We start from the raw sequence: 19,022 nt of genomic DNA on the forward strand, positions 1-19,022 counted from the left end.
ATGTCAAAAATAAAACTTACAATTCTTCAAGTTGGTGAAGAGAACTGGGCAATTAAAGAGAATATCCCTAATGATATGGAATGGCTCTTTATTAAACCAGATCAAATTTCTGACTTTGTAACTACAGAAAATAATTATCTTACATCGTCAAAGTTATTACAAAAACTACCTCGAAAAATATCTGCTCTTTTGTTGACAGAGCAAACTTATGGACCAGAGTTATCTAGTTTATCGTCATTCTTTGAGGTTTATGAAGTATTTTATCCTAAAGATAAACATGCTACGGGGATAACAGAAGAGTTTTTACGCTCGAAAATGGCCCAACGATATGATAGTAGCTCTCCAACTCAGCTAATTCGTCAATTTTATAAAGGGCTTTTTATAGGACAATACGGAGAGAAACTTCAAGTTTCACAAATACAAATTAGAAATGATTTTGAAGGTGTAGTAAACTATCAGGGAAATAACTATCTTGAATTAGAAGGGCAATTTGGTGAGGACTATAGTTTTTTGCTTAATTTTGCCTACAATATTCCATTTTCATCGGATTTTTATAATGAGTTATTTTTAGAACACATTATAGAGGGTGATATAGATATTCGATTGGTTATCTCGTTGATTGTTGATGGTTCTGTTGATGATATTGCTAAAGAGTGGTACTTTGAGAAGGAAGACCTAAATCAACTTATTTCTTTAGAGTCCGATATTAGTGGTAGCCTTGCAGTTAAACTTTTTGCTAAGGGAAAGGGTATCGTTAAGTTAGGTCCATTGCACCGTCGTAATGGTAGAGGAGGATTGGGCACATTTCTACTAGGAGGAGAACGTCACATAGATGCTATAGGTCATGAATTTATGACTTATTTTGATCCAGTAGATTTCAAACCACCTCTAACTGTTTATTTTTCGGGATTTCGTTCAGCTGAAGGCTTTGAGGGATTCTGGATGATGAAGAGTATGAAGACTCCATTCATGTTAATTTGTGATCCACGATTACAAGGTGGTGCCTTTTATATAGGAAGCAAAGAATATGAACAAAAAATAGTTGATGCTATTCAAGAAAAACTGGCCTTTTTAAATTTTAGTTCTGATCAGTTAATTTTATCCGGACTTTCAATGGGGACTTATGGTGCTACTTACCATGGTGCTAAGCTAAATCCTCATGCTATTATTATTGGTAAACCAATATTTAATTTAGGAACAGTTGCTCAACGTGAAAGATTAGAGAGACCAGATGGATTTGCTACTTCATTAGATATTCAACTACTCAATCAAGGTGACTTGACCAGAGCCTCTTCTGAGAAGTTAAATAACCATTTTTGGAAATCTATAGAAGAAGGAGATTTTTCAAATACGACTTTTGCCTTAGCCTATATGAAAAACGATGACTATGATGCGACTGCCTTTTCTGATTTATTGCAATATTTTAGAGGAAAGAAGCATAAAATATTAGGCAGAGGTTGGGATGGTCGACATGGTGATTGTTCTGCAGAAGTTGGTGCATGGTTTACAAGTCAGTATAGGCGAATGCTATCTAATGATTTTGGAAGGAAGGAAGAATGAGTACGATAAGCTATATTTATTGGGATGATTTTTCAAGGTTTTCTTATAATTTTGGAACAAAATTACAATTTTTGGGAAAATCAGTATGCTTTGAAAATCCATTAGCTCCTTCTAGCACAAACTTGTATACATGGAGCTCCCAGACTAATTATCAGTCAAAAAGAATTTCTCCTAACTTACCTTTATTAAGAAAGGGAACTCGTTATAGCTTGTCATTAAATGCAGAACTCGATTTAGTTGGCTCTCTTTTTGTGCGCATTGAATTTTACAATCGCTTTAATGAGTCTGTTGGTTTTGAACTGTTAAAAAAAGATAGTATTATTTTTATCTATCCTAAAGAGGCTTATACCTATACCATTAGTTTGATTAATGCAGGTTGTAGCGATTTTACTTTTCATTATTTGAAACTTGAGGAAGTTACAGATAGCGTTATTCAGGAGAAAAATCTATCGACAGAGTTTACTATTGAAGAACATCAAGACGTTTTAAATCTTCTTTTGGTCGAGAAAAAAGATAGTGTGTATATTAATAAAATAGAAAGCATTTCTCAATTGCAACAGAAAGTCGAGCTGGTCAGCAATCCCTCATTAAATTCTGATAGTTTGATATTACCTGAGTTGGAAAAGGGGTTAGAAGATGCATTAAAAGCTTTTCCTAACATTAAGATTAATGTCATTGCATATGGAACACAAGGTAATTTTGCTGCTTTATATTATGCTAAAAAATTTCCCAGAATAACTGCCTATATTAATGATTGTTTTGCTCCTTTCGGAATTTTACTTAAATCCTTACCACACTTGACTGCCAAACAACAAATATTTCTTAGAGAAGTCTGGGATACGAGAGAGACGTCTCCAAATGTAAAGCACTATGGATTGGTTTCAGAAAATTCCTCTTTAAATTTAGTATCAATGATCTTATCTGGTAATGAACATCTACCTTACCTCACACTTTTAAAAAAGCAGGACGACAATTATGACAGCCTTTAATAGTTTATTTTCGTTAGATAAGAAACGTTTAAAAAAACTTCAGCGTACTTTAAATACTATCAATAGTTTAAAGGACCAAATGGCAACACTATCAAATGAGGAGTTGCAAGCTAAGACAACTGAATTTAGAAAACGTTTAGTTAATGGGGAAACACTAGATGATATTTGCGCTGAAGCTTTTGCTGTTGTTAGGGAAGCTGATAAGCGCGTATTAGGTCTATTTCCGTATGATGTACAGGTAATCGGTGGTCTTGTTCTGCACCAAGGAAATACTGCTGAGATGAAAACTGGTGAAGGAAAAACATTAACTGCCACTATGCCTTTGTATCTCAATGCTTTAGAAGGGAAGGGGGCAATGTTGCTGACTAATAATTCTTACCTTGCTATTCGAGATGCGGAAGAAATGGGAAAAGTATATCGTTTTTTAGGATTGAGTGTCGGTGTGGGAGTTTCTGATAATGAGGAAGAGGATAGAGATGCTGCGACTAAGCGAGCTGTTTATAGTTCGGATATTGTCTATAGTACAAGTAGTGCACTAGGCTTTGATTATTTAATTGATAACCTAGCTTCATCTAAATCTCAAAAATATATGCCCAAGTTACATTATGCTATTGTAGATGAAGCTGATGCAGTTCTTCTAGATATGGCCCAGACTCCTTTAGTTATTTCAGGTTCACCCCGAGTACAATCTAATCTTTATAAAATAGCAGATGAACTAATTCTTAGTTTTGAAGAACAAGTTGATTATTATTTTGACAAAGAGCGTCAGGAAGTGTGGATAAAAAACCAGGGTGTTCGTGAAGCTGAGAGATATTTTAGAATCCCTCATTTTTATAAACAGTCTAATCGAGAACTTGTGCGACATTTGAACTTATCTTTAAAAGCACATAAATTATTTGAACGAGGAAAAGATTATGTGGTTGACGATGGTGAAATCAAGTTGCTAGATGCGACTAATGGCCGTGTTTTAGAAGGTACTAAACTTCAAGGAGGTGTTCATCAAGCTATTGAGCAAAAAGAGCATCTTAATGTCACACCAGAGTCTCGAGCAATGGCTTCTATTACCTATCAAAATCTTTTTAGAATGTTTACTAAATTAGCTGGAATGACGGGAACTGGAAAAACTGCTGAAAAAGAGTTTATTGAGGTTTATGATATGGAAGTAGTTAGAATTCCAACTAATTCTCCTGTTAGACGAATTGACTATCCTGATAAGATTTATACAACCTTACCAGAGAAAATCCATGCAACGATTGAATTTGTTAAACAGGTTCATGATACAGGACAACCAATCCTACTAGTTGCCGGTTCTGTGAGAATGTCAGAGCTATTCTCAGAATTATTATTACTAAGTGGTATCCCTCATAGCCTGTTAAATGCTCAAAGTGCGGTTAAGGAAGCGCAGATGATTGCAGAAGCAGGGCAAAAAGGTGCGGTCACTGTTGCAACGAATATGGCTGGTCGTGGTACAGATATTAAGTTAGATAAGGGAGTATCAGAATTAGGTGGTCTTGCGGTTATTGGAACGGAGAGAATGAAGAGTCAAAGAATGGACTTACAATTAAGGGGACGTTCGGGTCGACAAGGGGATATTGGTTTTAGTCAATTTTTTGTATCATTTGAAGATGATCTAATGATAGAATCAGGTCCTAAATGGGCGCAAGATTACTTTAGGAAAAATCGTGACAAAGTTAATCCAGAAAAACCTAAAGCTTTAGGTCAGAGAAGATTCCAGAAGTTATTCCAGCAAACTCAGGAAGCTAGTGACGGTAAGGGAGAGTCTGCACGTAGTCAAACGATAGAGTTTGATTCGAGTGTACAGCTTCAGCGAGAGTATGTTTATCGTGAGAGAAATGCTTTGATCAATGGAGAAAGTGGACATTTTAGTCCAAGACAGATTATTGATACAGTGATTTCTTCCTTCATTGCTTATTTAGATGGTGAAGTAGAAAAAGAAGAACTCATTTTTGAAGTAAATCGTTTTATATTTGATAATATGTCTTACAATCTTCAAGGGATTTCTAAAGAGATGTCACTTGAAGAAATTAAAAACTATTTATTCAAAATAGCCGATGAGATTCTTCGAGAAAAGCATAATTTGCTTGGTGATAGTTTTGGTGACTTTGAACGTACTGCTGCTTTAAAAGCGATTGATGAAGCTTGGATTGAAGAAGTAGATTATCTACAACAATTACGTACTGTGGCAACAGCTCGTCAAACGGCACAGCGTAACCCGGTTTTCGAATATCATAAAGAAGCATATAAATCCTACAATATCATGAAAAAAGAAATTCGTGAACAAACTTTTAGAAATCTACTTTTGAGTGAAGTATCCTTCAATGAGAATGGAGATCTTCAAATTTATTTTATATAAGAGATGAAAGATAATGACAGTTTATAATATAAACCATGGAATTGGTTGGGCAAGTAGCGGTGTTGAGTACGCTCAAGCATACCGAGGTTCTGTTTTGAGAAAACTTGGAATTGATGCTAAGTTTATTTTTACAGATTTTTTTTCAGCTGATAATATTATTAGCCTCACGCGAAATATAGGTTTTCAGGATAAAGAAATTATTTGGTTATATAATTTCTTTTCAGATATTGAGCTTGCACCGACAACTTTTAGTATAGAAGATTTGCAAAAACAATATCTTGGAAAACTTGTTCGAAAAGAAGATAGAGGTCGGGTAATCAAGTTTTTCTACGAAGATGAAAATATCTATTTAACAGTTTACCTTGATAACTTTAACAAGGATAAAGTGCATCGTGTAGAAATCGTTTCAAATAACAACCTTATCAGAAAAGATTATTATAGTTATACACGTACTTTCTCAGAGTATTACTATCCTAAAGATGGTGTAGCTCACCTTTATCAACGTAGATTCTACAATGAAGATGAAAGTACAGCCTTTTTGGAGATGGTAGAAAATAGCTCAAGTCGTTTTATTATCAATGGCAGACTTTTACCATCCAAAGTAGCTTTTTTTGATTATTTTTTGGAATCAATGACTTTCACTTCAAAAGATATTATTCTTTTGGATAGAGGAACTGATACCGCTCAGAGTCTTTTGCGCCATGGTAAACCCGCTAAGCTAGGGACTGTTGTTCATGCGGAACATTTTAGTGAGAATGCTGTGACTGCTGACACTATTTTATGGAATAACTATTACGATTATCAGTTTACTAACGCTAATAGATTTGATTTTTTTATTACCTCCACTGATAAACAGACAGAACTTTTGGAACAACAATTTAAACAATTTACAAATCATAATCCTAGAATTATAACTATCCCGGTAGGCTCAATTGACAATCTTAAAATGCCAATGGATAATCGCCGTCCGTACTCTATTTTGACAGCTTCACGTCTAGCTAGTGAAAAACATGTAGATTGGTTAGTACGTGCAGTTATTAGGGTAAGAGAAATTCTTCCTGAAGTGACATTTGATATCTATGGATCAGGTGGAGAAGAAGAAAAAATTAGAAATATTATAAATGCAGCCAATGCAACGGAATACATTCGATTGATGGGACATAAAAATCTCTCGAATGTTTATCAAAATTATGAGTTATATTTGACAGCTTCTAAAAGTGAGGGGTTTGGCTTAACTTTACTTGAAGCTATTGGCGCAGGTCTTCCTTTGATTGGGTTTGATGTTCGTTATGGTAATCAAACTTTTATCAAAGACGGAGAAAATGGTTATCTAATTCCTCGATTTGATATGGATGATGAGGAAGCTATTGTAGAAGCTTTTAAAGAGAAAGTGTTACAATTATTCCAACAGGATCAAAAGGCTTTACGAGAAGCTTCTTACGCCATTGCCGAAGGATTCTTAACAAGTGAAGTAGAAGGAAAATGGTATAACTTAGTTAAGGAGTTGGTACAAGATGATTAACTTATTTGATAGTTACACTCAATCAAGTTGGGATTTACATTTTTCCTTGATAAAATCAGGTTATATTAACCCTACTATAGCTTTGAATGATGATGGTTTTTTACCAGACGACGTAACATCACCCTATTTATATTACACTGGTTTTGCAAAGATAGATGCTGGCCGTCCGCTTTACTACAATGAACTTAGAGTTCCTGATACATGGGAAATTATTGGTTTTAGTAGTGGTGCTGATATTGTTGACTTAGGTGTCAAAAAGGGCAGGATTATTTATGCAAACCCAAATCATAAGCGTCTAATAAAAGAGGTAGACTGGTTTGATGAGCAAGGCAGAGTCATTTTAAAAGATCGTTTTAATAAGTTTGGGTCTTGTTTTTCACAAACCTTTTATAACGCGTATGGTCAAGCGATTCAGACGTCATATTATAATAAGGATGGGCAAGAGGTTATATCAGAGAACCATATGACAGGGGATTATATTTTAAATGATAATAATCAGTTTAAGGTTTTTAAATCTAAAGTTGAATTTGTCATAAATTATCTTCAAGAAGCAAAGTTTAACTTAGATAGAATTTTCTATAATTCTCTGTCAACACCATTTTTAGTAAGCTTTTACCTTAATCGTCTAGAGAGTAAAGATGTTCTCTTTTGGCAGGAGCCTCTCGTAGATGATATTCCAGGAAATATGCGCTTATTATTGAACAATCCTTCCCCAAACACTAAAATTGTAATTCAAAGTTATGAAGCTTATGCTAATGCTATGAGGTTATTAACTGACGAAGAACAAAAACAAGTTAGCTTTTTAGGATTTATGTATCCTCTTAAAGAGACAGAAAAATTACATAACCAAGCACTTATTTTGACGAATTCTGATCAAATCGAAGCATTAGAAAGTTTAGTGACTTCTCTTCCTAATTTGACTTTTAACATAGGTGCTTTGACCGAGATGTCTAGTGATCTCATGAATTTTGGCAAATATGATAATGTTGTACTCTACCCAAATATCACAACAAATCAAATACAATATTTATCAAATATTTGTGCTTTTTATCTTGATATTAATCATCATAATGAGATATTATCAGCAGTTCGCTCTGCTTTTGAACATCAACAGTTAATTTTTGCTTTCGAAGAGACTAGTCATCAAATTCGTTTTGTATCACCTAAAAATATTTTTCCAAAAAAAGATATTTTTACATTTATTTCGCACTTGCAGCCACTAATTGGCAATAAATGTAATATAGAAAAAGCATTAAAACAGCAGCTTGAAGATTGTCATGTTTCAAGCTCTACTCAGTATCAATCTGTAATTAATTAAGGGGAAAATTTTGAAAAAAAAGAATTTACTTCAGGAGAGTATTAATAAACGTCTATCTGAAGAGCGATATCAAATTCCTAAAGAAAAAAGAGAGAAAAAACGATTTGACATGCAGCTTATTCTGATTATTTCTATTTTAATAGGGTTAATCATGTCTATTATCGGAATTATTCGATTTTTCTTAACCTACAGTAGTTAAGTTACTATCCTTTATTTTGTAGAAAAATTGATAAATAAATGGTATTGTAACTCTATCACTAAATTTATATACTAGAGGAAAAAATGTCACGCAGTCAAAAAGTTATTTTAACTAATATGTGTCTTATTGAAGATAATAAAGGACGTATTGTGATGCAAATCCGTGATCCTAAACGTTATTCTTGGTCAGGAGCTGCTTTACCAGGCGGCCATATTGAAGAAGGAGAAAGCTTGTATGATGCTCTCGTTCGAGAAGTTCACGAGGAGACAGGTTTAACAATAAGTAATCCCAAATTAGTTGGTATGAAGCATTGGTACACAGATGAAGGCATCCGCTATTTGGTATTCCTTTATAAAACATATGATTTTTCAGGTGAATTACAATCGTCAGATGAAGGTGATGTTGTATGGATTGAACGTTCACAACTTGATAAGATTGAACTAGCATATGATATGCTTAACCTTTTGAGAGTATTTGACGAAGATGACATCTCAGAGATGTTTTATAGTAAGCGACTTGAAGATGGTTTTATAAGAAAATTTTATTAAACAAAAAAGAACTAGGAATGTAATCTAGTTCTTTTTAGATGTCTTTATTTAACTCCAGACATTAGTTTTTCAATGCGTGGAACATAAAATAAGAGGATAAATCCAAATACAACTGTTATACCACCAACAACACCATAATAAAGAATTTGAGTATCAGGTGTGTACAATTTAACGATTTGAGCGTTAATAGCTTGTGCTGCAGCATTACTTAAGAACCAGATGCTCATCATTTGAGCTTGGAATGCTTTAGGTGCGAGCTTACTAGTTGCTGATAATCCAACTGGTGAGATTAGCATTTCCCCAACGATGACAATAGCCCAACTCATTGTTAACCAAAGAGGGCTTACTTTAGCGTTAACTCCAAAGAGTAAACCTGGTAGCATCATCCATAAGAATGAAGATCCAGCAAAGAAAAGTCCATACGCAAATTTTTTAGGTGATGAAGGTTGCTTACTTCCCCATTTAGCCCATAACCAAGCAAAGAATGGTACATAAAGCATAATGAAGAGAGGGTTCATACTTTGGAAATAACTTGATGGGAAATTAATATGATGCCCAAAGAAGTTAAGGTAAAGTTTTGTTTGTTCATCTGCAAATAAGGCTAAGACAACTGAACCTTGTTCTTCAATTGACCAAAATAGAATTGAGGCGATAAAGAGAGGGATATATGCCCATACTCGAGAACGCTCAACAGAAGAAATCTTTTTACTACTTAAAATTTTGATAAAATAAATAATTGGGATGGCGATTGCAATAATACTAAAAATATCGATAATTACTTCAATTGTTAGCATATGCATCAAGTGAAGAAGAATAAGTACAATAACAATACCAATAAGGATAAGCCCAACTTTTTTATATAGAGAGGACTTTTCTTCAGGACTTAAAGGATCGTTTGGTCGGAGACTCTCTTCAGTCAAATATTTTTTTCCATCTAAGGTATATTGGAGGAGACCAAAGAACATACCAATAGCAGCAAGTGAGAAACCAAGATGGAAATTTACTTCTTGTCCGAGGTACCCCACTACAATGGGTGAAATAAAAGCACCAAGGTTAATACCAAAAACAAAGATACTAAAACCAGCATCACGACGAGAATCATTTTCTCCGTATAAATTACCAACCATCTCTGATACATTTGGTTTTAATAGTCCAGTACCAAGGATAATTAGAGCAATCGAAATGAATAGAGCTGTTTGACCAAATGGCGTAGCTAGAGCAATATGACCTAGCATGATTAGAATACCACCATACAGAACAGTTTTACGACTACCTAGAATACGGTCGCTGACAAAACCACCAATTACTGATGAGAGATAAACCAGTGAACCATAGACAGCCATGATTGATGCAGCGACAGTCTTGTCCATACCAAGGCCACCTTGAGAAACACTATAGTACATATAGTACAGCAAAATAGCACGCATACCATAGTATGAGAACCTTTCCCACATTTCAGTAAAGAAAAGAGTGGACAATCCACGAGGATGTCCAAAGAATGATTTTGTTTTTTCCATGAAAAACGCTCCTTTTGTAGATAACACTATTAATAATATAGTAAATAGAAGCAATTGTCAAATTACTTAGCACTATCAAGTTATTTTTTTGTAGAGGTTAACACCCTTGGTAAACCAAGTTTTTTAACTATCTAGCCTTGAAAAAGGCTTGAATTCAATAGAACCCAAGCCTTTTTTAGAAAAGAAACCACAGTGAAATAGAAATGTCGTGTCTTTAAATTGTCTGAAGATTATTTTACAGACCCACCTGTAATACCTTTAACATAGTATTTTTGCATGAACATGAAAAGTATTGTGATTGGAATTGCAATAATAACAGATCCTGCTGTGAATGACATGAACCACTGGTTGATGGTATCTTGTTGCAACATTGAAAAGAGACCAATAGCGACTGTGTACTTGCTCGTAGCATCACCTAAAATAACTTTTGCAAAGATGAAGTCCATCCAAGGCCCCATAAAAGCGATTAATGCAGTATAAACGATAATGGGTTTTGACAATGGTAGGGTGATTTTAAGGAAAATATCCAAACGGGTCGCCCCATCAATCATAGCAGACTCATCCAAAGAGTATGGAATAGTATCAAAGAAACCTTTTGCGATGTAGAAGGTTAATGCTGCTCCTGCAGAATAGACAAATATTAAAGCGGTTAATGTTTGGTCTAGATTTAGAGCTTTTAGGATGTAGTAAACTGCAATCATTGACATGAACCCAGGAAACATATTCAAGACTAAAGCTAGTTTTAGGAAACCATTACGGTGTTTGAATTTGATTCTGCTGAGAGAATAAGCCATTGCTACAGTGATTAAAGTTGATAGTATACAAGTACATGTAGCGACAAATAATGTATTTAAGAACCATTGACCAAATGGGAAAGTGTTTTGGGTGAAGAGTTTAGCGTAGTTGTCTAATATCCAAGTTTTAGGAATAAAGTAGTTGACAAAGGCACTTCCTTCACCACGGAAGCTTGTGAGAACGACCCAAACAATGGGAAAGAGCCACATAATTGATAGTACTATCAATAAAATATAAACAAAAGTAAGGTTAAGACGTTTTTTCTTATTCATTATTTAGCTGCCCCTTCCTTGTAAGAATTTGTTCTTGTGTAAGCTAGTAAACTAAATACTGCTGAAAGAATAAAGATTAAGATACCAACAACAGATGCTAAGTTATAATCTGCAGCAGTTACTGTCAAATTGTATAGCCAAGTAACAAGTAAATCGGTGCTACCTGCTTGGTAGTATGTTGAGTTTGTTGGTCCACCTTGAGTGAGTAGGTAGATAACGTTGAAGTTGTTAATATTTCCGATAAATTGTTGAATTAAAGTAGGAATCATAATCAACAAAATTTGTGGGAAAGTAATTGATTGAAAGACTTGGAATTTATTCGCCCCATCAATTTCAGCAGCTTCAATTTGTTCTGCAGGTAAATTCATGATGATACCAGTAGCAACAAGCATTGTTACAGGAATACCAACCCACATATTAACAAAGATGATTGAGAATTTCGCCCAGACCGGATCAGAAAGGAATGGAAGGGGATGTGCTGAAGAAATAAGTCCCCATTTTATTAACAAGGCGTTAACCGGTCCAGCGTCACTTAAGAGGTTTCTCATGATTAAGAGAGAGATAAATTGAGGGACAGCCATGGTAATAACAAAAATAGTACGCCACATCTTTTTGAATTTCAAACCTTTTGTATTAATTAGTAAGGCAAGAATAATACCAAAGAAGAAATTCGTTACAGTAGCGAAAACAGCCCAAATTAATGTCCAAGATAGAACAGGGAAAAAAGTACTGGCCATACGCCCGCTAAAGATATTACCGAAGTTAGCAAAACCAACCCAGTCAAATAAACTTTTTGGCGGTAAGTGGTTATGATCATAGTTAGTAAATGCCAAACAAATCATATAAACTAACGGAAGGATTGTAAATAGAAGCACCCCTATTAAAGGAATAGACATTAAAGTCATATGGAAGCGTCCATCTGTCAAGCTTTTAATATCTTTTTTGAAGGATGGAATTTCTCTTCCTTCTTCTTTCAAGGTCAATAAATGTGCTGCGCTTTTAATGTTTGACCAGTAAATATAGGCAAATACGCAACAGAAGATAAGTGAAGCTAATCCAAAAATTAGCATTAACATAGAGTTATCACCTTGTGTCGCAACTTGGATTTTAATACCATCCACAGTTTTAGTTGTCATACCTTGTTCTTGGGTCCCTAAGGAAATAAGACCTTTTACAGCTGGGATAACTTGGTAAACAAAGGTAATTAAAAACAGAATTTCACTGATTAAAAATAAAAGTCCCTTGACAATTTGTTTATTTTTGAGGTTAGCAAGTCCCATAATTAAGAATGATAGTTTAGTTGCTAAATCACCTTTTTGAAAGACCTCTTTTAGGGACATACCATCAAGTGAGATCAGTTTTTTATTCATAATGGTCTCCTTTAATTGTTATTTTACAAAATAAGAGATGGGAAGCACTCTCAATTGAAAGGAAGAGTACTCACCTCATCTCATTACTCTAGACGTACTATTTTGTTTTAGCGATGTCTTTATCGAATTGTTTTAGACGTTTAAGGTAATCGCTAGATTTGATTTTACCACTGTAAGTATCGCTAAGAATAGCAGCACTTTCTGTCCAGAATGTTGACATTTGACTCAACTTAGGCATAACCGTTGTATATTTATCTGAGCTACCCATTTCGATAACTGCTTTTGCAAGTTCATCTTTTTGGACGCTATCAGAAGATTGAATTGATGAGTTAGCAGGAACGATATGACGTTTTTCGAATTGAATTTTTTGACTTTCAGCATTAGTTAGATATGCAGCGAGTTTATAGCTAGCTGAGATTCGTTTAGTGTTTGAACCAGCAGGTGCTTGGTTAACGGCATAAAGTTTAACGCCCAAGAATGCTTTTTGTTGAACTTCTTTGTCACCGATTTTCATTGTTGGGTAAACAGCAACACCGATTTTATCTTCACCGACAGCTTTTTTAGCAGCGTCGTAATCCCATGGTCCACTTTCAAAAGCATGAACAGAACCATCGCCAAATTTAGACATTGTATTTTCAGCTGTCAAGTTGACAAAACCATCATTTTTCTTTTGATCTGCAATCCATTTAAGGACAGAAACACCTGCTTCATTACCCCAGTTAGTGCCTTTAGCATCTTCACCAGATTTACCAAATAAAGTGTCGCCTACAGAAAGGAAAAGAGGACCTGTTACATATGAGTTAGCTGCTTTAAGCTGTTGACCGAATTTCCCTTTGCTTGTAATTGTTTCGTATGATTTAACGTCGTCAGCAGTTAACTTTGTTTTATTATAATAAAGAACTTGAGATTCAATACCAAATGGGAATGCATAAGTTTTCCCTTTATATTGTGCACCAGTAAGTGATTGTTTAGTGTCGTTTTTAGCAATTTCTTTTGAGTATTGCTCTGGAATTTCTTGGATAACACCAGATTCTACTAATTGACCAAGTTGGTCATGTGGAAGTGAGAATACATCGGCTGCCTTGCTTGGGTCTTTTTTAACGTTTTCTTGAGCTTTGGAGTCATTAGACTCAATCATTTTTACAGTAACGCCTTTGTTTTCCTTCTCGAATTTTTTAACAATTTCTTTATAAGACGCTTTTGAATCTGTTGGGACCCAAAGTTTGATAGTTGTTTTTGAAGCAGCATCAACTGAGTTAGAGTGAGTAGCAGCAATTGCTCCTCCTGCAACTACTGAAAGAGCAGCAGTACTAACAAGTAATTTTTTCCAAGTATTTTTTTCCATTTTGGTTCTCCTCCTAGAGAATATTTTAATTACACCTATATTATGCAACCGTTTGCAAAAAAAGTCAAGTCTTTTTTTAAAAAAAATAAGAAAAATAAGAAAATAATATCAATTAATACTAAATGAGAAGATTATTTTAGTAAGAGTATTACATTTGCAGAGAAGGCAAACGTTTGTTTTTTTCTTAGATTAGAGTATAATAGACAAAGGACTATACCAAAAGGTATAAAATGATTAGAATGAAGAGGTCGTAGGATGGTAACTATAAAAGATGTTGCTGCCAAAGCTGGTGTTAATCCATCGACAGTAAGTCGTGTACTAAAAGATAATGCTTCTATTTCAAGTAAGACGAAAGAGCGCGTGAAAAAAGCTATGGAAGAGTTGGGCTATGTTCCTAATGTTGCAGCACAAATGTTGGCTAGTGGTTTAACGCAAAATATTGGAGTTATTTTTCCTCCACTTGTTTTACCAGATCGCTTAAGTGAACCCTTTTTCATGGAGATTCTTTCTACATTAACTAATGAAGCAAAAGAGCATGGATTTACAGTTTCTATTGCAACAAGTATGTCTTCTGAGGAGTTGTTAGAACAAGTAAAATTAATGCATCTACAAAAACGAGTGGATGGTTTTATTGTTCTCTATTCGGACCAAAAAGATCCTATCAGAGAGTATTTATTAAAATATAAACTGCCCTTTGTTGTTGTTGGTGCTGCTAATGGCTATGAAAATGAGATTACTTATATTGATAATGATAATCAACTGATGGGGAAATCTGCCATTGATTATCTCTATAAAAAAGGACATAAAAGCATCCAGTTTGTTACAGATGATTTAAATTCAGAAGTATCAGAAGAGCGCTATTTAGGGTATTTTAAAGGTGCTAGAAAGTTAGGTTTAAACCAAAAGCCAGCTCTTTTATTTGACAGAGGCAATCCGCAGGTTTTAGAGGAATTTATAAATAGAGTCAAAGAAGAAGAAACAACTGCTTTAATTGTTATTGGTGATACTGTCTCTGTTAGAGTAATGCAATTTCTTTCTTTCTATAAATTAAAAGTTCCAGATGACATTTCTATCATGACCTTTAATAATTCTCTCTTCTCACATCTGATTCATCCTTACCTAAGCACATTTGATATTAATGTTAATAATCTAGGAAGGACAAGCGTTCGTCGTCTGATTGACATCATTAAATCTCCAGACAAAGTCTTTAGTGAGACTATTATTGTGCCTTTTACTTTAGAAGAGCGTGAAAGTGTCCGAGATATTTCTAAAAAATAATAATTAAGCTATGATATAAAGACTTCTATCAATTTTCGATAGAAGTTTTCTTAAATTATGCTTGACTTATGCAATCGCTTGCGTTAAGATGGAGAAGTAAAGTAAGTAATCGAAAAGGAGAATCAATATGAAAAAACGTGCAAGTGGTGTCTTAATGCACATCACTTCTCTACCAGGTGATTTAGGTATTGGAACATTTGGACGAGAAGCCTACGCTTTTGTTGATTTTTTGGTCGAAACTGATCAAAAATTTTGGCAAATTCTTCCCTTAACAACAACAAGCTTCGGGGACTCTCCTTACCAGTCTTTTTCTGCAGTAGCTGGTAATACACATTTAATTGATTTTGATTTGCTAACGCTTGAAGGTTTTATTTTGAAAGATGACTACCAAAATATTAGTTTTGGACAGGATCCAGAAGTTGTTGATTATGCTGGTCTGTTTGAAAAACGTCGTCCAGTTTTAGAAAAAGCAGTTAAAAACTTCTTGAAAGAAGAGAGAGCTACGAGAATGCTATCTGATTTCTTGCAAGAAGAAAAGTGGGTAACTGATTTTGCTGAATTTATGGCGATCAAAGAACATTTTGGTAATAAGGCGCTTCAAGAATGGGATGACAAGGCTATTATACGCCGCGAAGAAGAAGCCTTAGCAGGATATCGTCAAAAGCTTAGTGAAGTGATAAAATATCATGAAGTAACACAATATTTCTTTTACAAACAATGGTTTGAGTTAAAAGAATATGCTAATGATAAAGGGATTCAGATTATCGGTGATATGCCAATCTACGTTTCTGCCGATAGTGTAGAAGTTTGGACAATGCCTGAACTGTTTAAATTAGATTGCGACAAACAACCACTTGCTATTGCTGGTGTACCAGCGGATGATTTTTCTGACGATGGTCAGCTTTGGGGCAATCCTATTTACAATTGGGATTACCACAAAGAGTCAGATTTTGACTGGTGGATTTATCGCATTCAATCTGGTGTTAAGATGTATGACTATTTGCGTATTGATCATTTTAAAGGTTTTTCAGATTATTGGGAAATTCGAGGAGATTATCAAACAGCTAATGATGGCTCATGGCAACCAGCTCCCGGTCCAGAATTATTTGCAACTATCAAAGAAAAATTAGGTGATTTACCTATTATTGCTGAGAATTTAGGCTATATTGATGAGAGAGCAGAGAGATTACTGGCTGGAACAGGGTTCCCAGGTATGAAAATCATGGAATTCGGTTTTTATGATACAACAGGAAATAGTATTGATATTCCTCATAACTACATAGAAAATACAATTGCATATGCTGGAACTCATGATAACGAAGTTATTAATGGCTGGTTTGAAAATCTTACAGTCGAACAGAAAGCTTATGCAGAAAATTACATGCGTCGTTTGCCCAATGAGCCCATTACTGAGACTGTACTGCGTACCTTGTATGCAACCGTTAGTCAAACAACGATTACATGTATGCAAGATCTACTAGATAAACCTGCAGATAGCCGTATGAACATGCCAAATACCGTTGGAGGTAACTGGCAATGGCGTATGAGAAAAGAAGACTTAACAGAAAATCGCAAAGCATTCTTAAAAGAGATTACAACTATTTATAATAGAGGGAATAAATAAGGAATATTATCATGACAAGAAATTTTACAACTTACGTTGGACAACAAGGAAAAGTATTATCAGAATTAACAAATGAAGAGATTTACGTTGAATTGTTAAATTTTGTAAAAGAAGAAGCTGCCGCTAAATCAAAAAATAGCTCTCAACGTAAGGTATACTATATTTCAGCTGAGTTTCTAATTGGTAAATTACTTTCAAATAATTTGATTAACTTAGGGATTTATAAAGATGTCAAAAAAGAGTTAGAACTTGTAGGTAAATCAATTGCTGAAATAGAAGATGTAGAGCCAGAACCATCACTTGGTAATGGTGGTTTAGGGCGTTTAGCATCATGTTTTATTGACTCGATTTCTTCTTTAGGTATTAATGGAGAAGGTGTTGGTTTAAACTATCACTGTGGGCTTTTCAAACAAGTATTTCGCAATAATCAACAAGAAGCAGAAGCTAACTACTGGATTGAGAATAATTCTTGGTTAGTACCAACAGATATTTCTTATGATGTTCCTTTCCGTGACTTTACTTTAAAATCACGCCTAGATAGAATTGATGTATTAGGTTATAAGAAAGATACTAAAAATTATTTGAACCTTTTTGATATTGATGGACTTGATTATAACCTTATTGAAAAAGGTATCACTTTTGATAAGACAGAAATCAAGAAGAATTTAACCTTGTTCTTGTATCCAGATGATTCAGATAAAAATGGGGAATTATTACGTATCTATCAGCAATATTTCATGGTCTCAAATGCTGCTCAATTATTAATTGATGAAGCAATCGAGCGTGGTTCAAACCTTCATGATTTAGCTGAATATGCTTATGTTCAAATTAATGACACTCACCCATCTATGGTCATCCCTGAGTTAATTCGTTTATTGACAGAAAAACATGGTTTTGAATTTGACGAAGCTGTGTCAGTTGTTCGCAATATGGTTGGCTATACAAACCATACTATTCTTGCAGAAGCTCTTGAAAAATGGCCTTTAGAGTATCTTAATGAAGTAGTACCACACCTAGTAACAATCATTAAAAAATTAGATCAAATGATTCGTGAAGAGCAAACAAATCCAGAGGTTCAAATTATTGATGAAGCTGGACGTGTTCACATGGCGCATATGGATATCCACTTCTCAACAAGCGTTAATGGTGTAGCAGCATTGCATACAGAAATCCTTAAAAATAGTGAATTAAAGGTTTTCTATGATATTTATCCAGATAAGTTTAACAATAAGACAAACGGTATTACCTTCCGTCGCTGGTTGGAGTTTGCTAACCAAGATTTAGCAGATTACTTGAAAGAACTAATTGGGGATAGCTATCTTACTGATGCGACTCAGCTCGAAAAATTGTTAACTTATGCTGATAGCAATGAAGTTCATGATAAATTAGCTGCTATTAAATTTAAAAACAAACTGGCTCTTAAACGTTACCTTAAGGAAAATAAAGGTATTGAATTGGATGAATACTCAATTATTGATACACAAATCAAACGATTCCACGAATATAAGCGCCAACAAATGAATGCTTTATATGTTATTCATAAATACTTAGAAATTAAACGTGGGCATTTCCCATCACGTAAATTAACAGTTATTTTTGGTGGTAAAGCTGCTCCAGCCTATACTATTGCACAGGATATCATTCACTTAATTCTCTGCTTATCAGAATTAATTAATAATGATCCAGAAGTTAATAAATACCTTAATGTCCATTTAGTAGAAAATTACAATGTGACAGTAGCGGAAAAGTTAATCCCTGCAACAGATATTTCGGAACAAATTTCATTGGCTTCCAAAGAAGCATCTGGTACAGGTAACATGAAATTTATGTTGAATGGTGCTCTTACTCTTGGTACTATGGATGGGGCAAATGTTGAGATAGCTGAATTAGCCGGCAAAGAGAACATCTACACATTTGGTAAAGACTCTGACACTATCATTAATCTTTATGAAACATCTGGTTATCGTTCAAAAGATTACTATGATAAAGACAAAGTAATTCGTGAAGCTGTTGATTTTATCATTAGTGATGATATAGTGTCACTCGGTAATGCAGAACGACTAAAGAGATTGCATGATGAATTAGTAGGTAAAGATTGGTTCATGACATTGATTGATTTGAAAGAATACATTGCTGTTAAAGAACAAGTGCTTGCTGATTATGAAGATTATGAATCATGGAATAAGAAAGTTATACACAATATTGCTAAAGCAGGGTTTTTCTCATCAGATCGTACAATCGAACAATATAATCAAGATATTTGGCATTCAAATTAAAAAGTCTCTAAAAGTAAGGTTTTCAACCTTACTTT

14 protein-coding genes are annotated in these 19,022 nt (G+C 34.4%); 10 read left to right on the top strand and 4 right to left on the bottom strand.

The genetic code is table 11. The features are described 5' to 3' along the window. From asp2 to HMPREF9171_RS109385, 7 genes are all read left to right on the top strand, one after another. Entirely contained in the window at positions 1 to 1,560 is a 1,560-nt protein-coding gene (asp2, locus tag HMPREF9171_RS109415; RefSeq protein ID WP_000034854.1) for an accessory Sec system protein Asp2, read from the top strand. Beyond that, positions 1,557 to 2,549: an accessory Sec system protein Asp3 gene (gene asp3, locus HMPREF9171_RS109410; protein ID WP_000104400.1), complete on the top strand. Its 993-nt coding sequence runs from the start codon at positions 1,557 to 1,559 to the stop codon at positions 2,547 to 2,549. The genes asp2 and asp3 overlap by 4 nt, the downstream gene beginning before the upstream one ends. Next, entirely contained in the window at positions 2,536 to 4,923 is a 2,388-nt protein-coding gene (gene secA2, locus HMPREF9171_RS109405; protein WP_000123599.1) for an accessory Sec system translocase SecA2, read from the top strand. The genes asp3 and secA2 overlap by 14 nt, the downstream gene beginning before the upstream one ends. A gap of 13 nt (positions 4,924 to 4,936) precedes the next feature. Beyond that, positions 4,937 to 6,445, top strand: a complete 1,509-nt coding sequence (gene gtfA / locus HMPREF9171_RS109400; protein WP_000219540.1) for an accessory Sec system glycosyltransferase GtfA — start codon at positions 4,937 to 4,939, stop codon at positions 6,443 to 6,445. Further along, positions 6,438 to 7,763 (top strand): accessory Sec system glycosylation chaperone GtfB, encoded by a 1,326-nt coding sequence (gene gtfB / locus HMPREF9171_RS109395; RefSeq protein ID WP_000609038.1) that lies wholly within the window; start codon positions 6,438 to 6,440, stop codon positions 7,761 to 7,763. The genes gtfA and gtfB overlap by 8 nt, the downstream gene beginning before the upstream one ends. Before the next feature lie 10 nt (positions 7,764 to 7,773). Then, complete coding sequence (locus tag HMPREF9171_RS109390) at positions 7,774 to 7,962, top strand: hypothetical protein (protein WP_000728848.1); 189 nt, start codon at positions 7,774 to 7,776, stop codon at positions 7,960 to 7,962. Between the two features lie 83 nt (positions 7,963 to 8,045). Continuing rightward, positions 8,046 to 8,510, top strand: a complete 465-nt coding sequence (locus HMPREF9171_RS109385; protein ID WP_000091520.1) for an 8-oxo-dGTP diphosphatase — start codon at positions 8,046 to 8,048, stop codon at positions 8,508 to 8,510. 44 nt (positions 8,511 to 8,554) lie between these two features. On the opposite strand, the gene HMPREF9171_RS109380 is transcribed toward HMPREF9171_RS109385, so the two are convergent. From HMPREF9171_RS109380 to HMPREF9171_RS109365, 4 genes are all read right to left on the bottom strand, one after another. Next, complete coding sequence (locus tag HMPREF9171_RS109380) at positions 8,555 to 10,027, bottom strand: peptide MFS transporter (RefSeq protein ID WP_000416077.1); 1,473 nt, start codon at positions 10,025 to 10,027, stop codon at positions 8,555 to 8,557. 230 nt (positions 10,028 to 10,257) lie between these two features. After that, complete coding sequence (locus tag HMPREF9171_RS109375; protein ID WP_001035399.1) at positions 10,258 to 11,094, bottom strand: sugar ABC transporter permease; 837 nt, start codon at positions 11,092 to 11,094, stop codon at positions 10,258 to 10,260. Then, positions 11,094 to 12,464, bottom strand: coding sequence for a carbohydrate ABC transporter permease (locus tag HMPREF9171_RS109370; protein ID WP_001035539.1), 1,371 nt, complete (start codon positions 12,462 to 12,464; stop codon positions 11,094 to 11,096). Before HMPREF9171_RS109370 ends, HMPREF9171_RS109375 begins: the two co-directional genes overlap by 1 nt. Positions 12,465 to 12,561: 97 nt before the next feature. Further along, a complete protein-coding gene (locus HMPREF9171_RS109365) occupies positions 12,562 to 13,809 on the bottom strand; it encodes an extracellular solute-binding protein (RefSeq protein WP_000414620.1) in 1,248 nt (415 codons plus the stop codon). 255 nt (positions 13,810 to 14,064) lie between these two features. Between HMPREF9171_RS109365 and HMPREF9171_RS109360 the strand changes: the two genes are divergently transcribed. The 3 genes from HMPREF9171_RS109360 to glgP all read left to right on the top strand — a co-directional run bounded on the left by HMPREF9171_RS109360 (position 14,065) and on the right by glgP (position 18,987). Beyond that, the gene (locus HMPREF9171_RS109360) at positions 14,065 to 15,087 is read left to right on the top strand and encodes a LacI family DNA-binding transcriptional regulator (RefSeq protein WP_000256308.1); all 1,023 of its coding nucleotides are present in this window, start codon (positions 14,065 to 14,067) and stop codon (positions 15,085 to 15,087) included. Between the two features lie 127 nt (positions 15,088 to 15,214). Beyond that, entirely contained in the window at positions 15,215 to 16,711 is a 1,497-nt protein-coding gene (malQ, locus tag HMPREF9171_RS109355) for a 4-alpha-glucanotransferase (protein WP_000745453.1), read from the top strand. Positions 16,712 to 16,722: 11 nt separating this feature from the next. Then, positions 16,723 to 18,987 (top strand): glycogen/starch/alpha-glucan family phosphorylase, encoded by a 2,265-nt coding sequence (glgP, locus tag HMPREF9171_RS109350; RefSeq protein WP_000197731.1) that lies wholly within the window; start codon positions 16,723 to 16,725, stop codon positions 18,985 to 18,987. Positions 18,988 to 19,022: the final 35 nt, after the last annotated feature.

It is taken from the genome of Streptococcus agalactiae ATCC 13813 (genome assembly GCF_000186445.1).
In the GTDB taxonomy this organism is placed as follows: Bacteria; Bacillota; Bacilli; order Lactobacillales; family Streptococcaceae; genus Streptococcus; species Streptococcus agalactiae.